This is a genomic window from Micromonospora auratinigra (assembly GCF_900089595.1).
Taxonomy (GTDB): domain Bacteria; phylum Actinomycetota; class Actinomycetes; order Mycobacteriales; family Micromonosporaceae; genus Micromonospora; species Micromonospora auratinigra.
In genome coordinates this window covers 4,633,578-4,652,959 of record NZ_LT594323.1, presented here as the reverse complement: position 1 = coordinate 4,652,959, position 19,382 = coordinate 4,633,578, and the positions used below count along the sequence as shown (strand labels likewise).

Below are 19,382 nucleotides of genomic sequence, written 5' to 3'. Positions count from 1 at the left end.
GGTTCAGCGCCGCCGGGACCGGAGGACCAGCGTGACGTACGGCAGCTCGACGGTGTCCCGGCCGGCCAGCTCGGGGTGGGTGGCGAAGAGGTCGCGCAGCTCCCGGTCGATCCGCTGCTGCTCGGCCGGCGTGGCGGTGAGCCAGTACGAGCGGGTGTGCAGCATGCTCACCACCTCGTCCGGGGTCAGCGTGGTCGAGTGGTGGAACTCGCCCGTCTCCACCGGACCGAAGGCGGGGCCGAAGTCGGCGTACCGCTGCACGCTGCCGGCGTTGTCGCCCAGGTGGGCGATCCGGGTCAGCTCCGCCACCCAGGGCACCCGCTCGTCGCGGAGGTTCCAGATCGGGGCGAAGGTGCCGCCCGGGCGCAGCACCCGGGCGATCTCGGCGTGCGCCCGGTCCCGGTCGAACCAGTGGTAGGCCTGGCCGACCAGCACCGCGTCCACCGACCCGTCCGGCAGCGGCACCGACTCGGCGCTGCCGGCCAGCGCCGTGGTGCCCGGGGTGGCGGCCGCCAGTTGCGCCCGCATCCCCGGATCCGGCTCCACGGGTACGACCTCCCGCCCGGCCTCGTCCCCGAGGAGGGCGAGCACACCCCGGGCGAGGATGCCGGTGCCCGCGCCGAGGTCCACCACCCGGGCCGGGGCACTCGGCCCGTCGAGCGCCCAGCGCAGGGCGTCCTGCGGGTAGCGGGGGCGGAACCGGTCGTACGCCGCGGCGGCGGCGCCGAAGGAGAGGGCGTGCGTGGGGTCGGCCATGGCCGCCACGCTAGTGCGGTGGTCGCCGGCGTAGGGGGCGGCCGAGTGGGGTCGGTCTCGGGGGGCCGGTTATCCCGTAACGGCCCCCTGGGCGCTTGAGTACGCTCATGGGCTGACCCGCCGATATTTCCCCAAGCCTGAGGAAGCTGCCGTGACCGAGCAGAACGCCGTGCCAGTCGACCCCGCCGACGACCTTCCCGAGCAGATGAAGGTCCGCCGGGAGAAGCGGGACCGGATGCTCGCCGACGGCGTCCAGCCGTACCCGGTCGGCTACCCCCGGACCAGCACCCTGGCGACGATCCGCCAGCAGTACGCCGACCTGGCCACCGACACCGCCACCGGAGACCGGGTCTCGGTCACCGGCCGGGTGATCTTCGTGCGCAACACCGGCAAGCTCTGCTTCGCCACCCTGCGCGACGGCGACGGGACGGAGCTGCAGGCGATGCTCTCGCTCGACCGGGTGGGCGCCGAGCGGCTGGAGGACTGGAAGCGCCTGGTGGACCTCGGCGACCACGTGGGGGTCACCGGCGAGGTGATCACCAGCCGGCGCGGTGAGCTGTCGGTGCTGGTCGAGGAGTGGGCGGTCACCGCGAAGGCGCTGCGTCCGCTGCCGGTGGCGCACAAGCCGCTGAGCGAGGAGGCCCGGGTCCGCCAGCGGTACGTGGACCTGGTCGTCCGTCCGCAGGCCCGGCAGATGGTCCGGACCCGGGCGGCCGCGGTGCGCAGCCTCCGGGACACCCTGCACGGTCAGGACTTCATCGAGGTCGAGACCCCGATGCTCCAGTTGCTGCACGGTGGCGCGGCGGCCCGCCCATTCGTGACCCACAGCAATGCGCTCGACACCGATCTGTATCTGCGAATCGCGCCGGAGCTTTTTCTCAAGCGCGCCGTGGTCGGTGGCGTCGACCGGGTCTTCGAGATCAACCGCAACTTCCGTAATGAGGGCATCGACTCTTCGCACTCGCCCGAGTTCGCGATGCTCGAGGCCTACCAGGCGTACGGCGACTACGACACCATGGCCGCGCTGACCCGCAATCTGGTGCAGCAGGCGGCCATCGCGGTCGCCGGCTCGACCGTGGTCACCCACGCCGACGGCCAGGAGTTCGATCTGGGTGGCGAGTGGCGCTCGGTCACCCTGTTCGGTGTCCTTTCCGAGGCGCTCGGTGAGGAGGTCACCGTGCGCACCGAAAGGGCCCGACTGGTCGAGTACGCGGACAAGGTCGGCCTCTCCGTCGACCCCAAGTGGGGCCCGGGCAAGCTGGCCGAGGAGCTGTTCGAGGAGCTGGTCGTGCCGTCGTTGCAGGCACCCACCTTCGTCCGCGACTACCCGGAGGAGACCAGCCCGCTGACCCGGGCGCACCGCAGTGAGCCGGGGCTGGCCGAGAAGTGGGACCTCTACGTCCTCGGCTTCGAGCTGGGCACCGCGTACTCCGAGCTGGTCGACCCGGTGGTGCAGCGGGAGCGGCTGGTCGCCCAGGCCCAGCTCGCCGCCCGCGGCGACGACGAGGCCATGCGACTGGACGAGGACTTTCTCCGGGCGATGGAGTACGGAATGCCGCCGGCCGGGGGCATGGGAATGGGAATCGATCGTCTTCTGATGGCGCTGACCGGCCTCGGAATTCGGGAAACCATCCTGTTCCCGTTGGTCCGGGCCGAGTAGCACGGCATCTTCTCCGGGTCGTTACCGCGACCTATTGACGCGGCAAGCATCGGGCGGGTTATCGTTCTCCCGTATTGCAGGAGCTCAACCCTGCTCGAAAGGAATGTGGGACGTGGCCAAGCAGATCATTCACAAGCTGGTCGATGACCTGGACGGCGGGGACGCTGACGAGACCGTCAAGTTCGCGCTCGACGGCGTGCAGTACGAGATCGACCTCTCCGCTTCCAACGCTGAAAAATTGCGCGACGTATTCGCTCAGTACATCGCGCACGGCACCAAGGTGGGGCGCGGCGGCGTGGTCGTGGGCGGTCGCGCGGCGCGCGGCCGGGGCGCCACCGCCGACCGCGAGCAGAACAAGGCCATCCGCGCCTGGGCCAAGAAGTCCGGCAAGGACATCTCCGACCGGGGTCGGATCCCCCAGGAGATCGTCGACGAGTACCACGCGAAGGCGGGTCACTGAACCGACCAGCCGCCCCGGGCGACACCGACGCCGGACCGGAGTGCCACTCCGGGCCGGCGTCGCCGTATCCGCCCGTCTGACCGGTTCGGTGCCCGGGCCGGGCTGCTGCGGAGCGCCGGCGTGGCCGGCCGCCGTCTCGTCCCCCGGGCTCCGGCCGTGGTGCTGCGGCGGCCGGGAAGAAATCGGCCACCGCCGCGGTTGTCCACAGGCGGTGGAAATTCCGTCCACGGGCTGTGGACGACGTCGCCCGGTCGTTTTTCCGGGTCGCCCGGAGGCCCGGGCGTGGCCCGGATGCGCCCGACGGACGTTTTCCGCCAGCGGATGAATTTCGCTCTGCGCGTACAGGTAGGGGTACCGGAACACCTCCTGAGCGCGGACGGTTGTCTGAAACGACGCGTGAACGGCCATTCGCGAGGACACACGACCTCAGCGGGGACGGTCCGCGGCGATAGAGTAAGGAGGCGCGGACGCCCGTCCCGGACGTCCGAGCACTGGCCCCGCCGAGATCTGACCATCAAGGCGCACGGCACGTGAGGAGCACGAGGGCATGTTCGAGCGGTTCACCGACCGAGCGCGACGGGTTGTCGTCCTGGCCCAGGAAGAGGCCCGGATGCTCAACCACAACTACATCGGTACGGAGCACATCCTGCTGGGCCTGATCCATGAGGGTGAGGGTGTCGCGGCGAAGGCTCTGGAGAGTCTGGGTATCTCGCTGGAGGGTGTGCGTCAGCAGGTCGAGGAGATCATCGGTCAGGGCCAGCAGGCGCCGAGCGGGCACATTCCGTTCACGCCGCGGGCGAAGAAGGTGTTGGAGCTGTCGCTGCGTGAGGCGTTGCAGCTCGGGCACAACTACATCGGTACGGAGCACATCCTGCTCGGGTTGATCCGTGAGGGTGAGGGCGTTGCCGCGCAGGTGCTGGTGAAGCTGGGCGCGGACCTGAACCGGGTGCGTCAGCAGGTGATCCAGTTGCTGTCGGGCTACCAGGGCAAGGAGCCGGCCGCGGCGGGTGCCGCGCCGGGTGAGGCCGCGCCGTCGACCAGCCTGGTGCTGGACCAGTTCGGCCGTAACCTGACCCAGGCGGCCCGGGAGGGCAAGCTCGACCCGGTCATCGGGCGCGAGAAGGAAATCGAGCGGGTCATGCAGGTGCTGTCGCGCCGGACGAAGAACAACCCGGTGTTGATCGGCGAGCCGGGCGTCGGCAAGACCGCCGTGGTGGAGGGGCTGTCTCAGAAGATCATCAAGGGTGAGGTGCCCGAGACGCTCAAGGACAAGCAGCTCTACACCCTTGACCTGGGTGCGCTGGTCGCGGGTTCGCGGTATCGGGGTGACTTCGAGGAGCGCTTGAAGAAGGTGCTCAAGGAGATCCGTACCCGCGGTGACATCATCCTGTTCATCGACGAGATCCACACTCTGGTGGGTGCGGGTGCGGCCGAGGGCGCGATCGACGCGGCGAGCATTTTGAAGCCGATGCTGGCGCGGGGTGAGTTGCAGACCATCGGCGCGACCACGCTGGATGAGTACCGCAAGCACCTGGAGAAGGACGCGGCGTTGGAGCGTCGTTTCCAGCCGATCCAGGTGGGTGAGCCGTCGCTGGCGCACACCATCGAGATTTTGAAGGGTCTGCGCGACCGTTACGAGGCGCACCACCGGGTGAGCATCACCGACGCGGCTCTTGTCGCGGCGGCGACGCTGGCCGATCGGTACATCTCGGATCGGTTCCTGCCGGACAAGGCGATCGACCTGATCGACGAGGCCGGTGCGCGGATGCGGATCCGTCGGATGACCGCGCCGCCGGACCTGCGTGACTTCGACGAGCGCATCGCGCAGGTGCGTCGTGACAAGGAGTCCGCGATCGACGCGCAGGACTTCGAGCGGGCCGCGCAGCTGCGTGACAAGGAGAAGCAGCTGCTGGGTCAGAAGGCGCAGCGGGAGAAGGAGTGGAAGGCCGGTGACCTGGACGTCGTGTCCGAGGTCGACGACGAGCAGATCGCCGAGGTGCTCGGCAACTGGACCGGTATTCCGGTCTACAAGTTGACCGAGGAGGAGACGTCGCGGCTGCTGCGCATGGAGGACGAGCTGCACAAGCGCGTCATCGGCCAGGAGGACGCGGTCAAGGCGGTCTCGAAGGCGATCCGTCGGACCCGGGCGGGCCTGAAGGACCCGAAGCGTCCGTCGGGGTCGTTCATCTTCGCCGGCCCGTCGGGTGTGGGTAAGACCGAGCTGTCCAAGGCCCTCGCCGAGTTCCTCTTCGGTTCCGAGGACGCGCTGATCCAGCTGGACATGTCCGAGTTCCACGACCGGTACACGGTGTCGCGGCTGGTGGGTGCCCCTCCCGGCTACGTCGGCTACGACGAGGGCGGGCAGCTGACCGAGAAGGTCCGTCGCCGGCCGTTCAGCGTGGTGTTGTTCGACGAGATCGAGAAGGCCCACCCGGACGTGTTCAACACGCTGCTGCAGATCCTGGAGGACGGCCGTCTCACCGACGGTCAGGGCCGGATCGTGGACTTCAAGAACACGGTCATCATCCTGACCACCAACCTCGGCACCCGCGACGTCGCCAAGGCCGTGTCCCTCGGGTTCCAGGCATCTGAGGACTCCGAGTCGAACTACGACCGGATGAAGCAGAAGGTCAACGACGAACTCAAGCAGCACTTCCGGCCCGAGTTCCTCAACCGCATCGATGACACCATCGTGTTCCACCAGCTGCGCCAGAACGAGATCCTCCAGATCGTCGACATCATGATCGCCCGGATCGAGACGCAGCTGCGTAACAAGGACATGGGCCTGGAGTTGACCGACAACGCCAAGAAGTACCTGGCGAAGAAGGGCTTCGACCCCGTCCTCGGCGCACGACCCCTGCGGCGCACCATCCAACGTGACATCGAGGACAACCTGTCCGAACGGATCCTGTTCAACGAACTGACCCCCGGACAGATCGTCGTGGTCGACTGCGAAGGCGACCCCGAGGACATCGACAAGTCCAAGCTCGTCTTCCGCGGCTCCGACCGACCCGCCGACGTGCCCGACGCGGTCCCCGCCGACCTCGGCGGCACCGCCGCCACCGGCGCGGACGACGCGGCGGCGTAACGGGAGCAAGGACGAACCAGGGCGACGGCCCCGGCAGGCGAGAGCCTGCCGGGGCCGTCGCCTTTTTCACGCCCGGCCTCCGCCCGGTGACCGGGCCGGCGGAGCTGCCGGGCCTGGGGAAGCGGGCGAGGCCGGGAAGCGGCCAGGGCCAGGAGAGGTTCGGCTCCCGGTCCGGTCCGGCTCCCGGCCTGGTCCGGCTTGGGCTCTGTGCGGTGAGTCGAAGAGGGGAAACGCGTCCAGGTCGGTCCGGTGAGGACGACAAGGGTTGGAGCCGTGATGTCTGTCAGACATCACTATGTCCGGAAGACATCAGGCATTGGAGTTTGTGCATCCCGAGGCGTCGTCACGCTGCGTGATCCAGCTGCGTCGGCCTGCGATGGGAAGGGCCGCCGGGCGGTGGGGAGTGACCCCCGGCGTTCCGTCCGTCGGTCCGCTGCCTCAGCGCGCGGGAGCGGGACGGAAGTGGCCGGGGCCAGGGGAGCGCAGGCGGGAGAACGCTGGCGGCCGGGTCAGGGGAGCGGCAGGGGCATGGCGGGACCATCGCCGGCCAGTCGGAAGGACTCCTCGCCGACCGGCTCGACCAGGCCGTCGGTGACCAGGCCGGCCAACGCCCGGGCCCGCTGCACGTCGTCGTGCCACACCTGGTCCAGCCGCTGGTGGGGGACCGGGCCGGTGGTCTCGCGGAGCACGGCGAGGAGCAGCCCGCGTACCTGGCGGTCGGTGCCGGCGTAGCGCTGCGGACGGCGGGTCGGGCCGGCCGGCGCCTCCTGGCCGGAGGCGCGCCAGGCGCAGACCGTCTCGACCGGGCAGTCCGCGCAGCGGGGGGAGCGGGCGGTGCACACGATCGCGCCGAGTTCCATGAACGCGGCACTGGCCAGCGCCGCGGCGGCCGGCTCGACCGGGAGCAGTTCCTCGGTCGCGACCAGGTCGGCCGGCCGGGTGGCGGGGCCGGCGTCGGGCTCACCGGCGATGGCCCGGCAGACCACCCGGCGGACGTTGGTGTCCACCACCGGATGCCGCTGCCCGTACGCGAAAGCCGCCACCGCCCGGGCCGTGTACGTGCCCACCCCCGGCAGGGCCAGCAGCTGGTCCAACCGGTCCGGCACCTCGCCGCCGTGCCGCTCGACGATGGCCACCGCGCAGTCGCGCAGCCGGACCGCCCGGCGCGGATAGCCGAGCCGGCCCCACATCCGGATGGCCTCGGCGGGAGTGTCCTCGGCCAGCGCCGTCGGGGTGGGCCAGCGGGCCAGCCACGCCTCCCACGCGGGCAGCACCCGGACCACGGGCGTCTGCTGGAGCATGACCTCACTGACCAGGATCGGCCAGGCGCCGATGCCCGGCGTGCGCCAGGGCAGGTCGCGGGCGTTCCGCTGGAACCAGCGGCTGACCAGGGTGGCGAAGGTGGGCTCAGTCATCGCGCTGCCGATGATGTCACGCCCGGATTTCCCGCAGGATGGGCCACCCCGACGGGCCCACGTAGCCGACCAGGAGCGACGCGGGAGAATGTCCGGATGAACGAGCTCGCGATCACCGTCATCGGCCGGGACCGGCCCGGCATCGTGGCCGACGTCGCCGAGGTGCTCGCGCGGCTCGGCGCGAACCTCACCGACTCCACGATGACCCGGTTGCGGGGGCACTTCGCGATGACCCTGATCTGCGTGGGTCCGGCCGCCGCCGACGTCGAGGCCGCGCTGGCCCCGCTCGCCGCCGACGGCCAGCTGCTGGCCACCGTACGGGCGGTCACCCCCGACGGGGGCACCGGGCCGACCGGTGAGCCGTACGTGCTGGCGGTGCACGGGGCCGACCGGATGGGCATCGTGGCGGCGATGACCCGGGTGCTGACCGACGCGGGTGGCAACGTCACCGACCTGAGCACCCGGCTGACCGGCTCGCTCTACGTGGTGGTCGCCGAGGTGGACCTGCCGCCGGGCAGTTCGGACGAGGTCGCCGGCCGGCTCGCCCGTACCGCTGCCGAGCTGGGTGTGGGCGTCAGCCTGCGGCCGGCGGACACGGACCTGCTGTGACCGAGGCGTACGTGGGCCTCGGCGGCTGGACCCCGGCGGCGCTGGGCCGGCCCGGCGAGGTGCTGGCGGTGGTGACCGCCCCCGACCCGGTGCTGAGCCGGCCCGGGCCGGAGGTGGACCCGACCTCGGACGAGGTGGTCCAGTTGGCCGCCGACCTGGTCGCCACCATGCGGGTCTCGCCGGGCTGCGTCGGGCTGGCCGCCCCGCAGGTCGGGGTGGGCGCGCAGGTCTTCGCGGTGGACGTCACCGGCCATCCGAAGGCGCTGACGGTGCACGGCACGTTCGTGCTCTGCAACGCGAAGGTGGTGGAGGCGAGCCGCTGGAAGGCCGGGCGGGAGGGCTGCATGTCGGTGCCCGACCTGACCGGCGATGTGAAGCGGGCCGGCCGGCTGGTGGTGGAGGCGGTGCTGCCCGGCACCGGTGACCCGGTCCGGCTGGTCACCGACGGCTTCGAGGCGCGGGCGCTCCAGCACGAGATCGACCACTGCGCCGGGCTGCTCTTCCTCGACCGGGTGGCCGGCGCGCACGCCGTCTACCAGCGCAAGGTCTATCTCTGACCGCGGCCTCCCCGGTCCCCTGTGGAGGCCGCGCGCGGTGTGGCGGTACTCGCCCGGCGCGTCGGGCTCCCACCCCGGGTGGTACGCGACTACGGTGAAGCCATCATGCGTCTGACGGTCGGCCCCCTGCCCCCCACCGTGTACTGGCGGCGTCGTGCCGTCGTGCTCGGGGCCGGGCTGCTCTTCCTGATTGTCCTGCTCTACTCGTGCACCGGCCCGGGCCGCGACAAGGGCACCTCCGGCAGCGGCGCCGGCCCGACGTCCTCGGCGACGGCGGCCCCCGGCCCGACCGGTTCGGTGCTGACCCCGCAGTCCGGCGACCCGTCCCCGACGCCGGGTGCCGCCGGCGGGAGTTCGGCCGGCCCGGACGGCGGCCAGGGTGGTCCGGACGGTGGCCAGGGTGGGCCGTCAGGTGGTGGCACCGGGTCGACCGGCAACAACGGGGCCGGCGCGCCGGCCGCGCCGGTGGCCGACGACGGTGCCTGCGCCGACTCCGAGATCAAGGTGACCGCGGAGGCCGTGCCGTCGAGCGTCCAGCAGGGCGCGGTGGTGACCCTCCGCCTGAAGATCCAGAACGTGTCGAACCGGACCTGTAGCCGGGACGTCGGTGCCGACCTCCAGGAGCTGTACGTGAAGGCCGGCGCGGACAAGGTCTGGTCGTCCGACACCTGCGGCACCCAGAAGGGTTCGGACGTGCAGTCGTTCACGCCCGACTTCGTCCGCTCCTACGAGCTGGGCTGGAACGGCCGGGACACCAGCCGCTGCAACGCCGGCCTGGCCGCCGGCCCGTACGCGCCGATCGGGTCGTACCAGGTGTTCGCCCGGGTCGGCACCCGGATCAGCGAGCCGGTGAAGCTGACCGTCACCGGCTGACGCCCCGCCCGGCGTCGCCGGGGGTCAGACGTAGCGTTCCAGGATGGACGCCTCGGCGAGCCGGGACAGCCCCTCGCGTACGCCCCGGGCCCGCGCGTCGCCGACACCCTCGACCGCCTGGAGGTCCTCGACCGTCGCGCCGAGCAGCCGCTGGAGGCTGCCGAAGTGCACCACCAGCCGGTCCACCACGGCGACCGGGAGGCGGGGCACCTTGGCCAGCAGGCGGAAGCCGCGCGGGCTGACCGCCGCGTCGAGCGCGTCCGAGGCGGACGGGTAGCCGATCGCCTTGGCCACCGCGACCAGGTCGATCAGCTCGGTCGCGCTGAGCAGGTCGAGCTCCACCAGCGCCTCGTCGAGGGTGCGGGACTTCCGGCCGACCGGGAGGTAGTCGCGGATGACCAGGGTGCGGTCGGCGTCCACGCCCGCCATCAGCTCGTCGAGCTGGAGGGCGAGCAGCCGGCCGTCGGTGCCCAGCTCCACCACGTACCCGGCGATCTCGTCGGCGATCCGGCGGACCATCTCCAGCCGCTGCACCACGGAGACCGCGTCGCGGACGGTGACCAGGTCCTCGATCTCCAGCGCGGAGAGCGTGCCGGAGACCTCGTCCAGCCGGAGCTTGTAGCGCTCCAGGGTGGCCAGGGCCTGGTTGGCGCGGGACAGGATCGCCGCCGAGTCGTCCAGCACGTGCCGCTGGCCGTTGACGTAGAGGCTGATGATCCGCATCGACTGGCTGACCGAGATCACCGGGTAGCCGGTCTGCCGGGCGACCCGCTCGGCGGTGCGGTGCCGGGTGCCGGACTCCTCGGTGGGGATCGACGGATCGGGCATCAGATGCACGCCGGCCTGGACGATCCGGGTGCCGTCGCTGGAGAGCACCACCGCCCCGTCCATCTTGCACAGCTCGCGGACCCGGGTCGCGGAGAACTCCACGTCCATCGGGAAGCCGCCGGTGCAGATCGAGTCGACCACCTTGTCGTAGCCGAGGACGATGAGCGCGCCGGTACGGCCGCGCAGGATGCGCTCCAGGCCGTCGCGCAGGGCGGTGCCCGGGGCCATCAGGGCCAGGTTGGCCCGGAGCGGATCGCCGCTCGCCCCGCCGACGCTGCCGGTGACGCTCACGCTGATCGGACGGGAGTGGGAGCCCACGGCGCCGGTGCGGGCATGCGGCGTCGCCGCGGCGGGCTTGGTGGCATCGCGGTCGATCGGCACGGGCACAGTCTACGGACTGCCCTGCGGTGGGTGCTCTCGTGGTTACTGTGATGTGTCACGATGTCCGGCTCCCCCGGTCAGCGACCCGGCGCGTCGGCTGTCCGGAAACGCCCGGCCGGTCCCGCCCCTCCGTCACCGTCGGTCACTCCACCGACGCGCGGGCGGCAGCCTGGAGCGCCTGGCGCACGTCCGTGACCTCGATCACCCGCATGTTCTCCGGGGTCACGCCGCTGCTGCCCGGCCCGCACCCGGGCGGCACCAGGGCCACCTTGAAGCCGAGCCGGGCCGCCTCGGCCAGCCGGCGGGGGACCGCGCCCACCCGGCGTACCTCACCGGTGAGGCCCACCTCGCCGATCGCCACCAGGTGCGGCGCGATGGCCAGGTTGAGGCCACCGGAGGCGACGGCGAGCGCCACCGCCAGGTCGGCGGCCGGCTCCACCACCCGGATGCCACCCACCGTGGCGGCGAAGACCTCCCGGTCGTGCAGGGTGAGCCGCTCGGTGCGGCGCTGGAGCACCGCCAGCACCATCGCCAGCCGGGCCCCGTCCAGCCCGGAGACGGTACGCCGGGGCGAGCCGGCCACGGTCGCCCCGATCAGCGCCTGCACCTCGGTCACCAGGGCCCGCCGCCCCTCCATCGCCACCGTGACGCAGGTGCCCGGCACCGGCTCGGAGTAGCGGGTGAGGAAGAGCCCGGACGGGTCGGCCAGGCTGCTGATGCCCCCCTCGTGCATCTCGAAGCAGCCCACCTCGTCGGCGGCGCCGAACCGGTTCTTGACGCCCCGCACCATCCGCAGCGACGAGTGCTTGTCGCCCTCGAAGTGCAGCACCACGTCGACCAGGTGCTCCAGCACCCGGGGGCCGGCGACCTGGCCGTCCTTGGTGACGTGGCCGACCAGCACGGTGGCGATGCCGCGCTCCTTGGCGACCGCCACCAGCGCCGCGGTGACCGCCCGCACCTGGGTGACCCCGCCGGGGACGCCCTCGGTGCCGGTGGTCGAGATGGTCTGCACCGAGTCGAGCACCAGCAGGCCGGGCTGGACCGCGTCGAGGTGGCCGAGGACCGCCGACAGGTCGCTCTCGGCGGCGAGGTAGAGCTGGTCGTGCAGGGTGCCCATCCGCTCGGCGCGCAGCCGGACCTGGCTGACCGACTCCTCGCCGCTGACCACCAGCGAGGGGCTGCCGGCGCCGACCGCCCACTGCTGGGCCACGTCGAGCAGCAGGGTCGACTTGCCGACGCCCGGCTCACCGGCGAGCAGCACCACCGCGCCGGGGACCAGGCCGCCGCCGAGCACCCGGTCGAGCTCGCTGACCCCGGTGGGCCGGGCCCGGGCCGGGGCGGCACTGATGGTGGCGATCGGCCGGGCCGGCTCGGCCGGCAGCCGGGAACTGACCACCCGCCCGGCGACCGTCGGGCCGGCGACCGTGCACTCGACCACCGATCCCCACTCGCCGCACTCCGGGCAGCGTCCGACCCACTTGGGCGGCTGGTGGCCGCAGGCGTCGCACTCGTACGCCGGACGGGGCTCGCGGGCCGCGCCGCGGCTGCGGCCGGTGGCGGCGGTGGCGCGGGGAGAGGCGGATCGGGAGGTGCTCACCCGTGGACGCTAACCGGGCGGTACGACGAAAGCCCACCCCGATACGACGACACCGCCGGCGTGGCGCTGGCCACACCCGGCGGTGTCGGGACGTCGTGCGCGGCGGTCAGCCGTGGCTACCACCCTCGGCACCGCCCTCGGCGCCCGCCTCCTCGCGGGGGTGGACGACCTGGGAGGGGGCCGGGGCCGGGGTCAGCGGGACGCCGATCGGGGCACCGGTCTTGACCACCTTGCCGCCGCCGAAGTCGAAGGTCAGGTTGACCTGCTGGCCGGGGAGCAGCTTGTCGTTCAGGCCGACGAGCTGGAGGAACTGGGTGTTGTTGCTGTTCAGCTGGACGTAGCCGAGGGCCGGGACCTCGAACCGGGCCGGCTGGCCGGCGGGGGCCGACGCGCTGGCCGAGGCCGACGGGGAGGCCGACTCCGACGGGGAGGCGGACGCCGAGCCGGACTCCGACGGGGACGGCGACGAGGTGTCGTTGGTCTCGGTCGGGCTGGGCGACGCGGAGGCCGGCTCGGTCGGCGAGCCGGTCGGCGCGACCGAGCTGCCGCCGCTCGGCGCGGAGCCGGTGAGCAGGATCTCGCGGGCGCTGTCCGTGGTCACGGTGACCGTGACCGGGGACTTGCTGTCGTTGTAGAGCACCACGTTGAGCGGCGCGTTGCCGCCGGCCTGGTAGCCCTTCTCGCCCGGGTACTGCACGTACAGGCCGCGGACCTTGTACAGGTTGTCGGAGGTCTGGACGTTGACGCCCTGCACCGACGGGATCTTGTTGGACGTCTCGGCCACCTGGCCGGCGCCGCACCCGGACAACAGCAGGCCCGCCGCCGTCGCCGTACCGGCCAGCAGCAGGGCCGCCCGCCGGGAACCCCTGATCGAGCGCGTCACGTCGGTCCTCCTCGTCACGATCCCCGTCCGGCCGCACGCCGGGCCTGGGGTGGCCATACCCGCGCAGACCGCGCTCCAGGGTAGTTGGGGCTGATCGAGGTCCGCACGCCGACCCGGTACTGCCACCCAGCGGGTGACCACTCAGACCACCCGACCGCTCGCCACCAGCAGCACCACATCGATCAGCGCCACCACCATGACGGCCCGGAAGGCGGCCACCGGGCGGCCGCCGGCGCGGGGCGCGCGCCGGCCCGCGTACCCGCCGAGGAGCGGCACCAGGACGGCGGCGGCCACCGCCGACAGGCCGGCCCACGACGGCGGCCCGGGCGGGCCGGCGACCAGGATGACGGTGGCCGCGAGGAGCAGCCCGGCGGCGGCCAGCCGGCTGCCCACCGGCCCCAGCCGGTGCGGCAGGCCGTGCACCCCGGTCCGGGCGTCGTCGGCCAGGTCGGGCAGCACGTTGGCGAAGTGCGCCCCGGCGCCGAGGCAGCCGGCGGCGGCGACCAGCCAGAGCGGTGGGGCGGGCGCGCCGGGCAGGGCCAGCACCACGAACGCGGGCAGCGCGCCGAACGAGACCGCGTACGGCAGCACCGAGACCGGCGTCGACTTCAACGGCCGGTTGTAGAGCAGCGCGGAGACCAGGCCGAGGGTGACCACGAGTGCCGCCGCGCCGCCGGTGGGCAGCGCGAGCAGCGGGGTGGCGACGGCGGCCAGCACGGTGGCCCGGGCCAGGGTCGCCCGCCGGACCGCGCCGGTGACCACCGGTTTGTCGGTACGCCCCACCGTGGCGTCCCGGTCGGCGTCGATCAGGTCGTTGCTCCAGCCGACGGCGAGCTGGCTGGCCAGCACGGTGAGCGTCACCGCGGCGATCCCGGCCGGCCGGTGCCCGACGCCCCACGCGAGCAGCCCGGCCACCACGGTGACCGCGGCGGCCGGTTCCGGGTGGCTCGCTCTGACCAGCCCTAACACCGAAGACGACATAAGGGAAGTCTGGTCGTTACCGGGGAGTCGTGCCACGCTCGGGGCATGCGCGATGCGGCCCCGGTGTCCACCCGGCCCCGGGTGCTGCCGCCGAACGACCCCCGGCAGTACGACGACCTGGCCGACGAGTGGTGGCGGCCGGACGGCGCGTTCGCGATGCTGCACTGGCTGGCCCGGGCGCGGGCCGCGCTGGTGCCCCCGGCGTCCGGACAGGACGCCCTGCTGGTCGACCTCGGCTGCGGTGCCGGGCTGCTCGCCCCCCACCTGGTCGGCAAGGGATACCGGCACGTCGGCGTGGACCTGACCCGGTCCGCCCTGGTCCAGGCCGCCGCGCACGGGGTGACCGTGCTCAACGGCGACGCCACCGCGGTCCCGCTCGCGGACCGCTGTGCCGACGTGGTCTCCGCCGGTGAGCTGCTGGAACACCTGCCGGACTGGCGGCGTGCGGTGGCCGAGGCGTGCCGACTGCTGCGCCCCGGCGGCCTGCTGGTGCTGGACACCCTCAACGACACGCTGCTGGCCCGGTTGGTCGCGGTGGAGATCGGCGAGCGGCTGCCCACCGTGCCGCGGGGCATCCACGACCCACGGTTGTTCGTGGATTCCCGGGCGCTGGTCGCCGAGGCCGCCCGGCACGGTGTCGAGCTGCGGCTGCGCGGGGTCCGCCCGGCGTTCGGCGGCACCCTGGCCTGGCTGCTGCGCCGGATGCGTGCCACCGACCGTCCACGAGGGGCCGAGCCCCGGATCGTGCCCACCTGGTCCACCGCCGTGCTCTACCAGGGGCGTGGGGTCAAGAGCGGGTAGCCGGGACCGCCCGGGGTAAAGGGACGCCGAGAAGGGGGCGACATTGACTGTGTACGCGCTGGAGGCGGCCCGCCGGTTGGCGCCGCGACTGGCCGCCCGCGCGGCCGGGCACGACCGGGACGGCTCCTTCCCGGTCGACGACTTCGCCGACCTCCGGGAGGCCGGGCTCTTCGGGCTGATGGTGCCCCCGGAGCTGGGCGGGGCGGGGGCGACCTTCGCCCAGTACGCCGCGGTCGCCACCGAGCTGGCCCGGGGCAACGGGGCCACCGCGCTGGTGTTCAACATGCACGCCTCGGTGACCGGGGCGCTGGGCGCGGTCACCGAGGAGTTGGCCGAGGCGCTCGGCGTACCGGACGAGGCGCTGGTGGCCCGCGACCGGCTGCTCCGCGCGGCGGCGGAGGGCGCCTGGTACGCGGTGGCCATGAGCGAGCGCGGAGCCGGTGCCCGGCTGTCCCGACTGAGCACCGTCTACGAGCCGGTCGAGGGCGGCTGGCACATCAAGGGCGCGAAGACGTTCTGCTCCGGCGCCGGGCATCCGGACGGTTACCTGGTCGCCGCGCGTAGCGCCACCGACCCGTCGGTGGTCTCGCAGTTCCTGGTGCCGGCCGGTGAGGGGATCACCGTCGAGCCGACCTGGGACTCGCTGGGCATGCGGGCCACCTCGTCGCACGATCTGCACCTGGACGTCACCGTTCCGGCCGACCGGCTGCTCGGTGGGGTGGAGGGGCTGGCCCTGGTGGTCGCGCAGCTGATGCCGCACTGGCTGGTGGCGAGTTACGCGGCCGTCTACGTCGGGGTGGCCCGGGCGGCGATCGACGCCGCCGTCGAGCACCTGAACGCCCGCGACCTGGCCGGCCTGCCGGCGGTCCGGGCCCGGCTCGGCCGGGCGGACGCGGCGGTGGCGGCGGCCGGCCTGGTGGTGGCCGAGGCGGCCCGCCGGGTGGACGAGGCGCCGGGGGACGCGGAGACCAACCGCTGGGTGTGGCGGGCCAAGCTGCTCGCCGGCACCACCGCTGCGGAGGTGGCCGCCTCCGTGCTGGAGGCCGCCGGCACCTCGGCGACCCGGCGGGGGCATCCGTTGGAACGGCTCTACCGGGACGCCCGGTGCGGCTCGCTGCACCCGGCCACCTCGGACGTCTGTGCCGACTGGCTCGGTGTCGCCGCCCTCGGCGGGGACCCGGACCGTGACACGACCACCCCTCGTTGGTGACACGTGGGGAAGTGGACCGAGAGGTGGGGGAGATGGGCGTGCCGGTGATCGCGGGGCTGGGCATCGCGCAGCCGCCGGGCGCGGCGCAGGACGAACTCTGGTCGGGCTTCTTCGCGAAGCACTTCTCGGGGACCACCCGGGCGCTGGCCGAGCGGATCTTCGCCAACTCCGGGGTGTCCCACCGGCAGGCGGCGGTGAATCCGCTGCTGGAGGACGTGTCGGAGTGGCCGACGGAACGCCGGATGCGCCGCTACCAGGTGGAGGCGCTGCCGCTGGGCAAGGAGGCGGTGAGCCGCGCGCTGACCGCCGCCGGGCTGGACGCGGGCGACATCGGGCTCTTCGTCGTCTGTTCCTGCACCGGCTACGCCACCCCCGGGCTGGACATCCTGCTCGCCCGGGACCTGGGCATGGCGCCGGACGCCCAGCGCATGTTCGTCGGGCACATGGGCTGCTACGCGGCCCTGCCGGGGCTGGGCGCGGCGAGTGACTTCGTCACCGCCCGCGGCCGCCCGGCGCTGCTGCTCTGCGCCGAGCTGACCAGCCTGCACATCCAGCCGGCGGGGGCCCGGGTGGACACCCAGCAGATCGTCTCGCACGCGCTCTTCTCGGACGCCGCGGCCGCCGCCGTGCTCGTCCCGGGTGGCCGGGGGTACGCGCTGCGCGAGGTCGCCTCGGTCACCGACACCTCGACCGCCGACCACATGACCTGGGAGGTCACCGACGCCGGCTTCCGGATGGGACTGTCCCCGAAGGTGCCGCAGGTGCTCTCCCGGCACGTCCGGGACCTGGTCGACGACCTGCTCGCCCGGCACGGGCACAAGCTGGCCGAGGTGGACGGCTGGGCGGTGCACCCCGGTGGCCCGCGCATCCTGAACGTGGTGGAGCGCGAGCTGGCCCTGCCGCCGGAGGCGCTCGGGGCCGCCCGGGCGACGCTGGAGCAGCACGGCAACTGCTCGTCGCCGACGGTGCTGCTGATCCTGGACCGGCTGCTGCGGGCTCCCGTACCGCCCGAGCGGGTGGTGCTGCTCGCCTTCGGGCCCGGCCTCACCCTGTACGCGGCCCTGCTGGAACGGACGGACTGACGGGGCGGCGGCGGGCGGAGGGCCCGGATAGCCTCCAGGACATGGGCCGTGACGACCGGGTGGGTACCGCGCTGCTGGCCGGGCTGACCGTGGCGGCCCTGGTCACCGGCGGCTGGTGGTGGCACGAGTCCGCGCCACGGCTCGGCCCGGTTGACCCGTCGCCCGGCCCGACCCCGGGGGCGTTCGGCGACCGGGACGTGAAGGTGGTCGACCCGGCCACCGGTCGGGTGCTCCGGACGGTGCCGGCCCGGCCGAAGGAGCCGCTGGTCCTGTTCGAGGACGCCGACGGCGCAGCGGCGGTCCCGCTCGAGGCGGGCGACGACCTCTGGCACGACCGGTCCCACCTGGAGCCCGGGCAACCGCCGGTGGTCCGGCAGACCAACCCCTCCGCCGGCCTGAAGTACGCGTTGACCGTGCGCTGCACGGGGACCGGGTCGGTGGCCTTCGAGGCCACCGGCACGCCGGGTGACGAGCCTCCGGCCAGCGTGGAGTGTGGCTACGGCGCGGCCGTCTCGGTGCTGGAGGCGGCGGGCGGGCCGCTGCGGGTGCGGTTCCGCGCCGAGGGCGGCGGGGCCGACCTGGACGCCCGGCTGGCGGAGCTGTCCTGACCGGAGCGGCTCAGCCGGCCAGCCGCGCCAGGTCGTCCCGGTACGCCGCGACCGGTCCCAGCTCGGGCACCAGGCGGACCAGCGTGCCCTCCCGGTCGACCAGCAACGCGGTGGCGGTCCCGGCGCGGGGAGCCAGGTGCAGGTACGAGCGCAGGCCGCCGGCCGGGTCGGCCAGGGCGCGTACCCCCGGGGCGGGGAAGGGGTCGGCCCGGCGGCCCTCGGTGACGGAGACCACGGTGACGCCGGCCGGGGCGGCGTCGGCCGCCGCGGTCACCTGCTCCCGGCACGGGCACGCGTCGACGAGCACGATCATCGCGGGCAGCAGGCCGCGCAGCGGGACCGGGTCGTTCCCGGCGTCGACCAGGTCGAGCGCGGGCAGCGGACCGACCGCGACCGGGGCGGTGGGATAGGGCACCACGGTGGGGCTGCCGCCGGAGCGGGTGGACCGGGGCCAGGTGACGGCGGCCAGTCCGGTGAGGGTGATCAGCACGGACACCAGGAGCGCCAGCACGGGCAGCCCGAGCGGGGGCAGGCCGTCCCGCCGGGGAGCCAGGCCGAGCCGTCGCCGCCAACCGCTGCGGCGGTGCCGTCGGCGCAGCTCCCGCCGGAGCTGGCGGGCCTCGTCGGCGAGCGCCGAGGCGTCGTCGGGCACCACCACCCGACCCCACTCCGGGGGCAGCCCGGGCAGCCCGTCCGGCGGGCCGTGGCCTTCCGCGTCAGGCATGCCCATCGGCCCCCCAGGAACCGTCTCGGTGAGCGGACGTCACGTCCGCCTCAAGCGTCCCGCACGGGCCCGCGTACCGCCACACCTGGGCGTACCTCGTGTTCCGGAGCTACCATGGAAGGAGCGCATTGCCCTAGATATCGACGCTCCTGCCACCCGTTCCTGGTTGTCATCCAACGGTCACGGAGCGTGTCCAAACCATCGGTTTGACCGCCTGTCAAGCTGAAGAAATACCTCTCACAGGGCCCCTGAGCTGCGCCAACGGTCAGGACAGCGGTGAGACATCGGCGCCTGAGCGTGTTACCCTAGACACAGCGAAAGGGGTTTCGAACCTATGGTTTTCAGTGTCGGCGAGACCGTTGTTTACCCCCACCACGGGGCCGCACTCATCGAGGCAATCGAGACTCGGGTGATCAAGGGCGAGCCAAAGCAGTACCTCGTCCTGCGGGTCGCGCAGGGTGACCTGACGGTCCGGGTGCCCGCCGAGAACGCCGAGATCGTGGGTGTGCGCGAGGTGGTCGGCGAAGAGGGCCTGGGCAAGGTCTTCGACGTGCTCCGTGCCCCGCACACCGAGGAGCCGACCAACTGGTCGCGGCGTTACAAGGCGAATCTGGAGAAGCTGGCCTCCGGCAACCCGCTGAAGGTGGCCGAGGTCGTGCGCGACCTGTGGCGCCGGGAGCGGGAGCGGGGTCTTTCCGCGGGTGAGAAGCGCATGCTCGCCAAGGCCCGCGACATTCTCGTCGGCGAGGTCGCGCTGGCCGAGAAGAGCACCAAGGACGAGGCCGAGACGCTGCTCGACAAGGTCCTGACCGAGGCCTGATCCCACAGCATCGTCCTACCCACCCGGTAGCGAAGAAATCCGAGGACCG

18 protein-coding genes are annotated in these 19,382 nt (G+C 73.0%); 11 read left to right on the top strand and 7 right to left on the bottom strand.

Features of this window, described 5'->3' with window-relative positions; translation table 11 throughout:
• Nucleotides 1-3: 3 nt before the first annotated feature.
• Nucleotides 4-756: a class I SAM-dependent methyltransferase gene (locus GA0070611_RS20860; RefSeq protein ID WP_091666921.1), complete on the bottom strand. Its 753-nt coding sequence runs from the start codon at nucleotides 754-756 to the stop codon at nucleotides 4-6.
• Nucleotides 757-907: 151 nt separating this feature from the next.
• Between GA0070611_RS20860 and lysS the strand changes: the two genes are divergently transcribed.
• The 3 genes from lysS (at nucleotide 908) to GA0070611_RS20845 (ending at nucleotide 5,964) form a co-directional block, all read left to right on the top strand.
• A complete protein-coding gene (lysS, locus tag GA0070611_RS20855; protein ID WP_091666919.1) occupies nucleotides 908-2,416 on the top strand; it encodes a lysine--tRNA ligase in 1,509 nt (502 codons plus the stop codon).
• 112 nt (nucleotides 2,417-2,528) lie between these two features.
• A complete protein-coding gene (locus GA0070611_RS20850) occupies nucleotides 2,529-2,876 on the top strand; it encodes a histone-like nucleoid-structuring protein Lsr2 (RefSeq protein ID WP_167604452.1) in 348 nt (115 codons plus the stop codon).
• Between the two features lie 547 nt (nucleotides 2,877-3,423).
• Complete coding sequence (locus tag GA0070611_RS20845; protein ID WP_091666913.1) at nucleotides 3,424-5,964, top strand: ATP-dependent Clp protease ATP-binding subunit; 2,541 nt, start codon at nucleotides 3,424-3,426, stop codon at nucleotides 5,962-5,964.
• 509 nt (nucleotides 5,965-6,473) lie between these two features.
• On the opposite strand, the gene GA0070611_RS20840 is transcribed toward GA0070611_RS20845, so the two are convergent.
• Nucleotides 6,474-7,379, bottom strand: coding sequence for an HhH-GPD family protein (locus GA0070611_RS20840; protein ID WP_091666909.1), 906 nt, complete (start codon nucleotides 7,377-7,379; stop codon nucleotides 6,474-6,476).
• 96 nt (nucleotides 7,380-7,475) lie between these two features.
• Here GA0070611_RS20840 and GA0070611_RS20835 point away from each other — a divergent pair, with 96 nt between their 5' ends.
• The 3 genes from GA0070611_RS20835 to GA0070611_RS20825 all read left to right on the top strand — a co-directional run bounded on the left by GA0070611_RS20835 (nucleotide 7,476) and on the right by GA0070611_RS20825 (nucleotide 9,418).
• Entirely contained in the window at nucleotides 7,476-7,988 is a 513-nt protein-coding gene (locus tag GA0070611_RS20835) for a glycine cleavage system protein R (RefSeq protein WP_091666907.1), read from the top strand.
• Nucleotides 7,985-8,545 carry a peptide deformylase gene (locus tag GA0070611_RS20830; protein ID WP_091666905.1) on the top strand — a complete coding sequence of 187 codons (561 nt, stop codon included), beginning with the start codon at nucleotides 7,985-7,987 and terminating at the stop codon, nucleotides 8,543-8,545. Before GA0070611_RS20835 ends, GA0070611_RS20830 begins: the two co-directional genes overlap by 4 nt.
• Nucleotides 8,546-8,650: 105 nt before the next feature.
• Complete coding sequence (locus GA0070611_RS20825; protein WP_091673205.1) at nucleotides 8,651-9,418, top strand: hypothetical protein; 768 nt, start codon at nucleotides 8,651-8,653, stop codon at nucleotides 9,416-9,418.
• Nucleotides 9,419-9,442: 24 nt separating this feature from the next.
• On the opposite strand, the gene disA is transcribed toward GA0070611_RS20825, so the two are convergent.
• The 4 genes from disA to GA0070611_RS20805 form a co-directional block, all read right to left on the bottom strand.
• The gene (gene disA, locus GA0070611_RS20820; RefSeq protein ID WP_091666903.1) at nucleotides 9,443-10,627 is read right to left on the bottom strand and encodes a DNA integrity scanning diadenylate cyclase DisA; all 1,185 of its coding nucleotides are present in this window, start codon (nucleotides 10,625-10,627) and stop codon (nucleotides 9,443-9,445) included.
• A 142-nt stretch (nucleotides 10,628-10,769) separates the two neighbouring features.
• Nucleotides 10,770-12,224 (bottom strand): DNA repair protein RadA, encoded by a 1,455-nt coding sequence (gene radA / locus GA0070611_RS20815; RefSeq protein WP_091666901.1) that lies wholly within the window; start codon nucleotides 12,222-12,224, stop codon nucleotides 10,770-10,772.
• A 106-nt stretch (nucleotides 12,225-12,330) separates the two neighbouring features.
• Entirely contained in the window at nucleotides 12,331-13,107 is a 777-nt protein-coding gene (locus tag GA0070611_RS20810) for a hypothetical protein (protein WP_091666899.1), read from the bottom strand.
• Nucleotides 13,108-13,248: 141 nt separating this feature from the next.
• On the bottom strand, nucleotides 13,249-14,088 hold the full coding sequence (locus GA0070611_RS20805; RefSeq protein ID WP_091666897.1) for a UbiA family prenyltransferase: 840 nt from the start codon (nucleotides 14,086-14,088) through the stop codon (nucleotides 13,249-13,251).
• Between the two features lie 45 nt (nucleotides 14,089-14,133).
• Between GA0070611_RS20805 and GA0070611_RS20800 the strand changes: the two genes are divergently transcribed.
• From GA0070611_RS20800 to GA0070611_RS20785, 4 genes are read left to right on the top strand one after another with little or no spacing between them, the layout of a single operon-like run.
• Complete coding sequence (locus GA0070611_RS20800; RefSeq protein WP_091666895.1) at nucleotides 14,134-14,889, top strand: methyltransferase domain-containing protein; 756 nt, start codon at nucleotides 14,134-14,136, stop codon at nucleotides 14,887-14,889.
• A gap of 43 nt (nucleotides 14,890-14,932) precedes the next feature.
• Nucleotides 14,933-16,099 carry an acyl-CoA dehydrogenase family protein gene (locus tag GA0070611_RS20795; protein WP_091666893.1) on the top strand — a complete coding sequence of 389 codons (1,167 nt, stop codon included), beginning with the start codon at nucleotides 14,933-14,935 and terminating at the stop codon, nucleotides 16,097-16,099.
• A 32-nt stretch (nucleotides 16,100-16,131) separates the two neighbouring features.
• Nucleotides 16,132-17,181: a type III polyketide synthase gene (locus GA0070611_RS20790; RefSeq protein WP_091666891.1), complete on the top strand. Its 1,050-nt coding sequence runs from the start codon at nucleotides 16,132-16,134 to the stop codon at nucleotides 17,179-17,181.
• 41 nt (nucleotides 17,182-17,222) lie between these two features.
• Nucleotides 17,223-17,789: a hypothetical protein gene (locus tag GA0070611_RS20785; RefSeq protein ID WP_091666889.1), complete on the top strand. Its 567-nt coding sequence runs from the start codon at nucleotides 17,223-17,225 to the stop codon at nucleotides 17,787-17,789.
• 10 nt (nucleotides 17,790-17,799) lie between these two features.
• Here the strand turns inward: GA0070611_RS20785 and GA0070611_RS20780 are convergent, their stop codons facing one another.
• Nucleotides 17,800-18,519, bottom strand: a complete 720-nt coding sequence (locus tag GA0070611_RS20780) for a hypothetical protein (protein WP_091666887.1) — start codon at nucleotides 18,517-18,519, stop codon at nucleotides 17,800-17,802.
• A gap of 328 nt (nucleotides 18,520-18,847) precedes the next feature.
• Between GA0070611_RS20780 and GA0070611_RS20775 the strand changes: the two genes are divergently transcribed.
• Entirely contained in the window at nucleotides 18,848-19,333 is a 486-nt protein-coding gene (locus GA0070611_RS20775) for a CarD family transcriptional regulator (RefSeq protein WP_007073334.1), read from the top strand.
• Nucleotides 19,334-19,382: the final 49 nt, after the last annotated feature.

Excerpts from the sequence above, each read along its gene's own strand:
- GA0070611_RS20860 (WP_091666921.1), bottom strand. The coding sequence starts at position 756 with ATGGCCGACCCCACGCACGCCCTCTCCTTCGGCGCCGCCGCCGCGGCG.
- GA0070611_RS20845 (WP_091666913.1), top strand. The coding sequence starts at position 3,424 with ATGTTCGAGCGGTTCACCGACCGAGCGCGACGGGTTGTCGTCCTGGCC.
- GA0070611_RS20840 (WP_091666909.1), bottom strand. The coding sequence starts at position 7,379 with ATGACTGAGCCCACCTTCGCCACCCTGGTCAGCCGCTGGTTCCAGCGG.
- GA0070611_RS20835 (WP_091666907.1), top strand. The coding sequence starts at position 7,476 with ATGAACGAGCTCGCGATCACCGTCATCGGCCGGGACCGGCCCGGCATC.
- GA0070611_RS20825 (WP_091673205.1), top strand. The coding sequence starts at position 8,651 with ATGCGTCTGACGGTCGGCCCCCTGCCCCCCACCGTGTACTGGCGGCGT.
- GA0070611_RS20805 (WP_091666897.1), bottom strand. The coding sequence starts at position 14,088 with ATGTCGTCTTCGGTGTTAGGGCTGGTCAGAGCGAGCCACCCGGAACCG.
- GA0070611_RS20800 (WP_091666895.1), top strand. The coding sequence starts at position 14,134 with ATGCGCGATGCGGCCCCGGTGTCCACCCGGCCCCGGGTGCTGCCGCCG.
- GA0070611_RS20790 (WP_091666891.1), top strand. The coding sequence starts at position 16,132 with ATGGGCGTGCCGGTGATCGCGGGGCTGGGCATCGCGCAGCCGCCGGGC.
- GA0070611_RS20785 (WP_091666889.1), top strand. The coding sequence starts at position 17,223 with ATGGGCCGTGACGACCGGGTGGGTACCGCGCTGCTGGCCGGGCTGACC.
- GA0070611_RS20780 (WP_091666887.1), bottom strand. The coding sequence starts at position 18,519 with ATGGGCATGCCTGACGCGGAAGGCCACGGCCCGCCGGACGGGCTGCCC.
- GA0070611_RS20775 (WP_007073334.1), top strand. The coding sequence starts at position 18,848 with ATGGTTTTCAGTGTCGGCGAGACCGTTGTTTACCCCCACCACGGGGCC.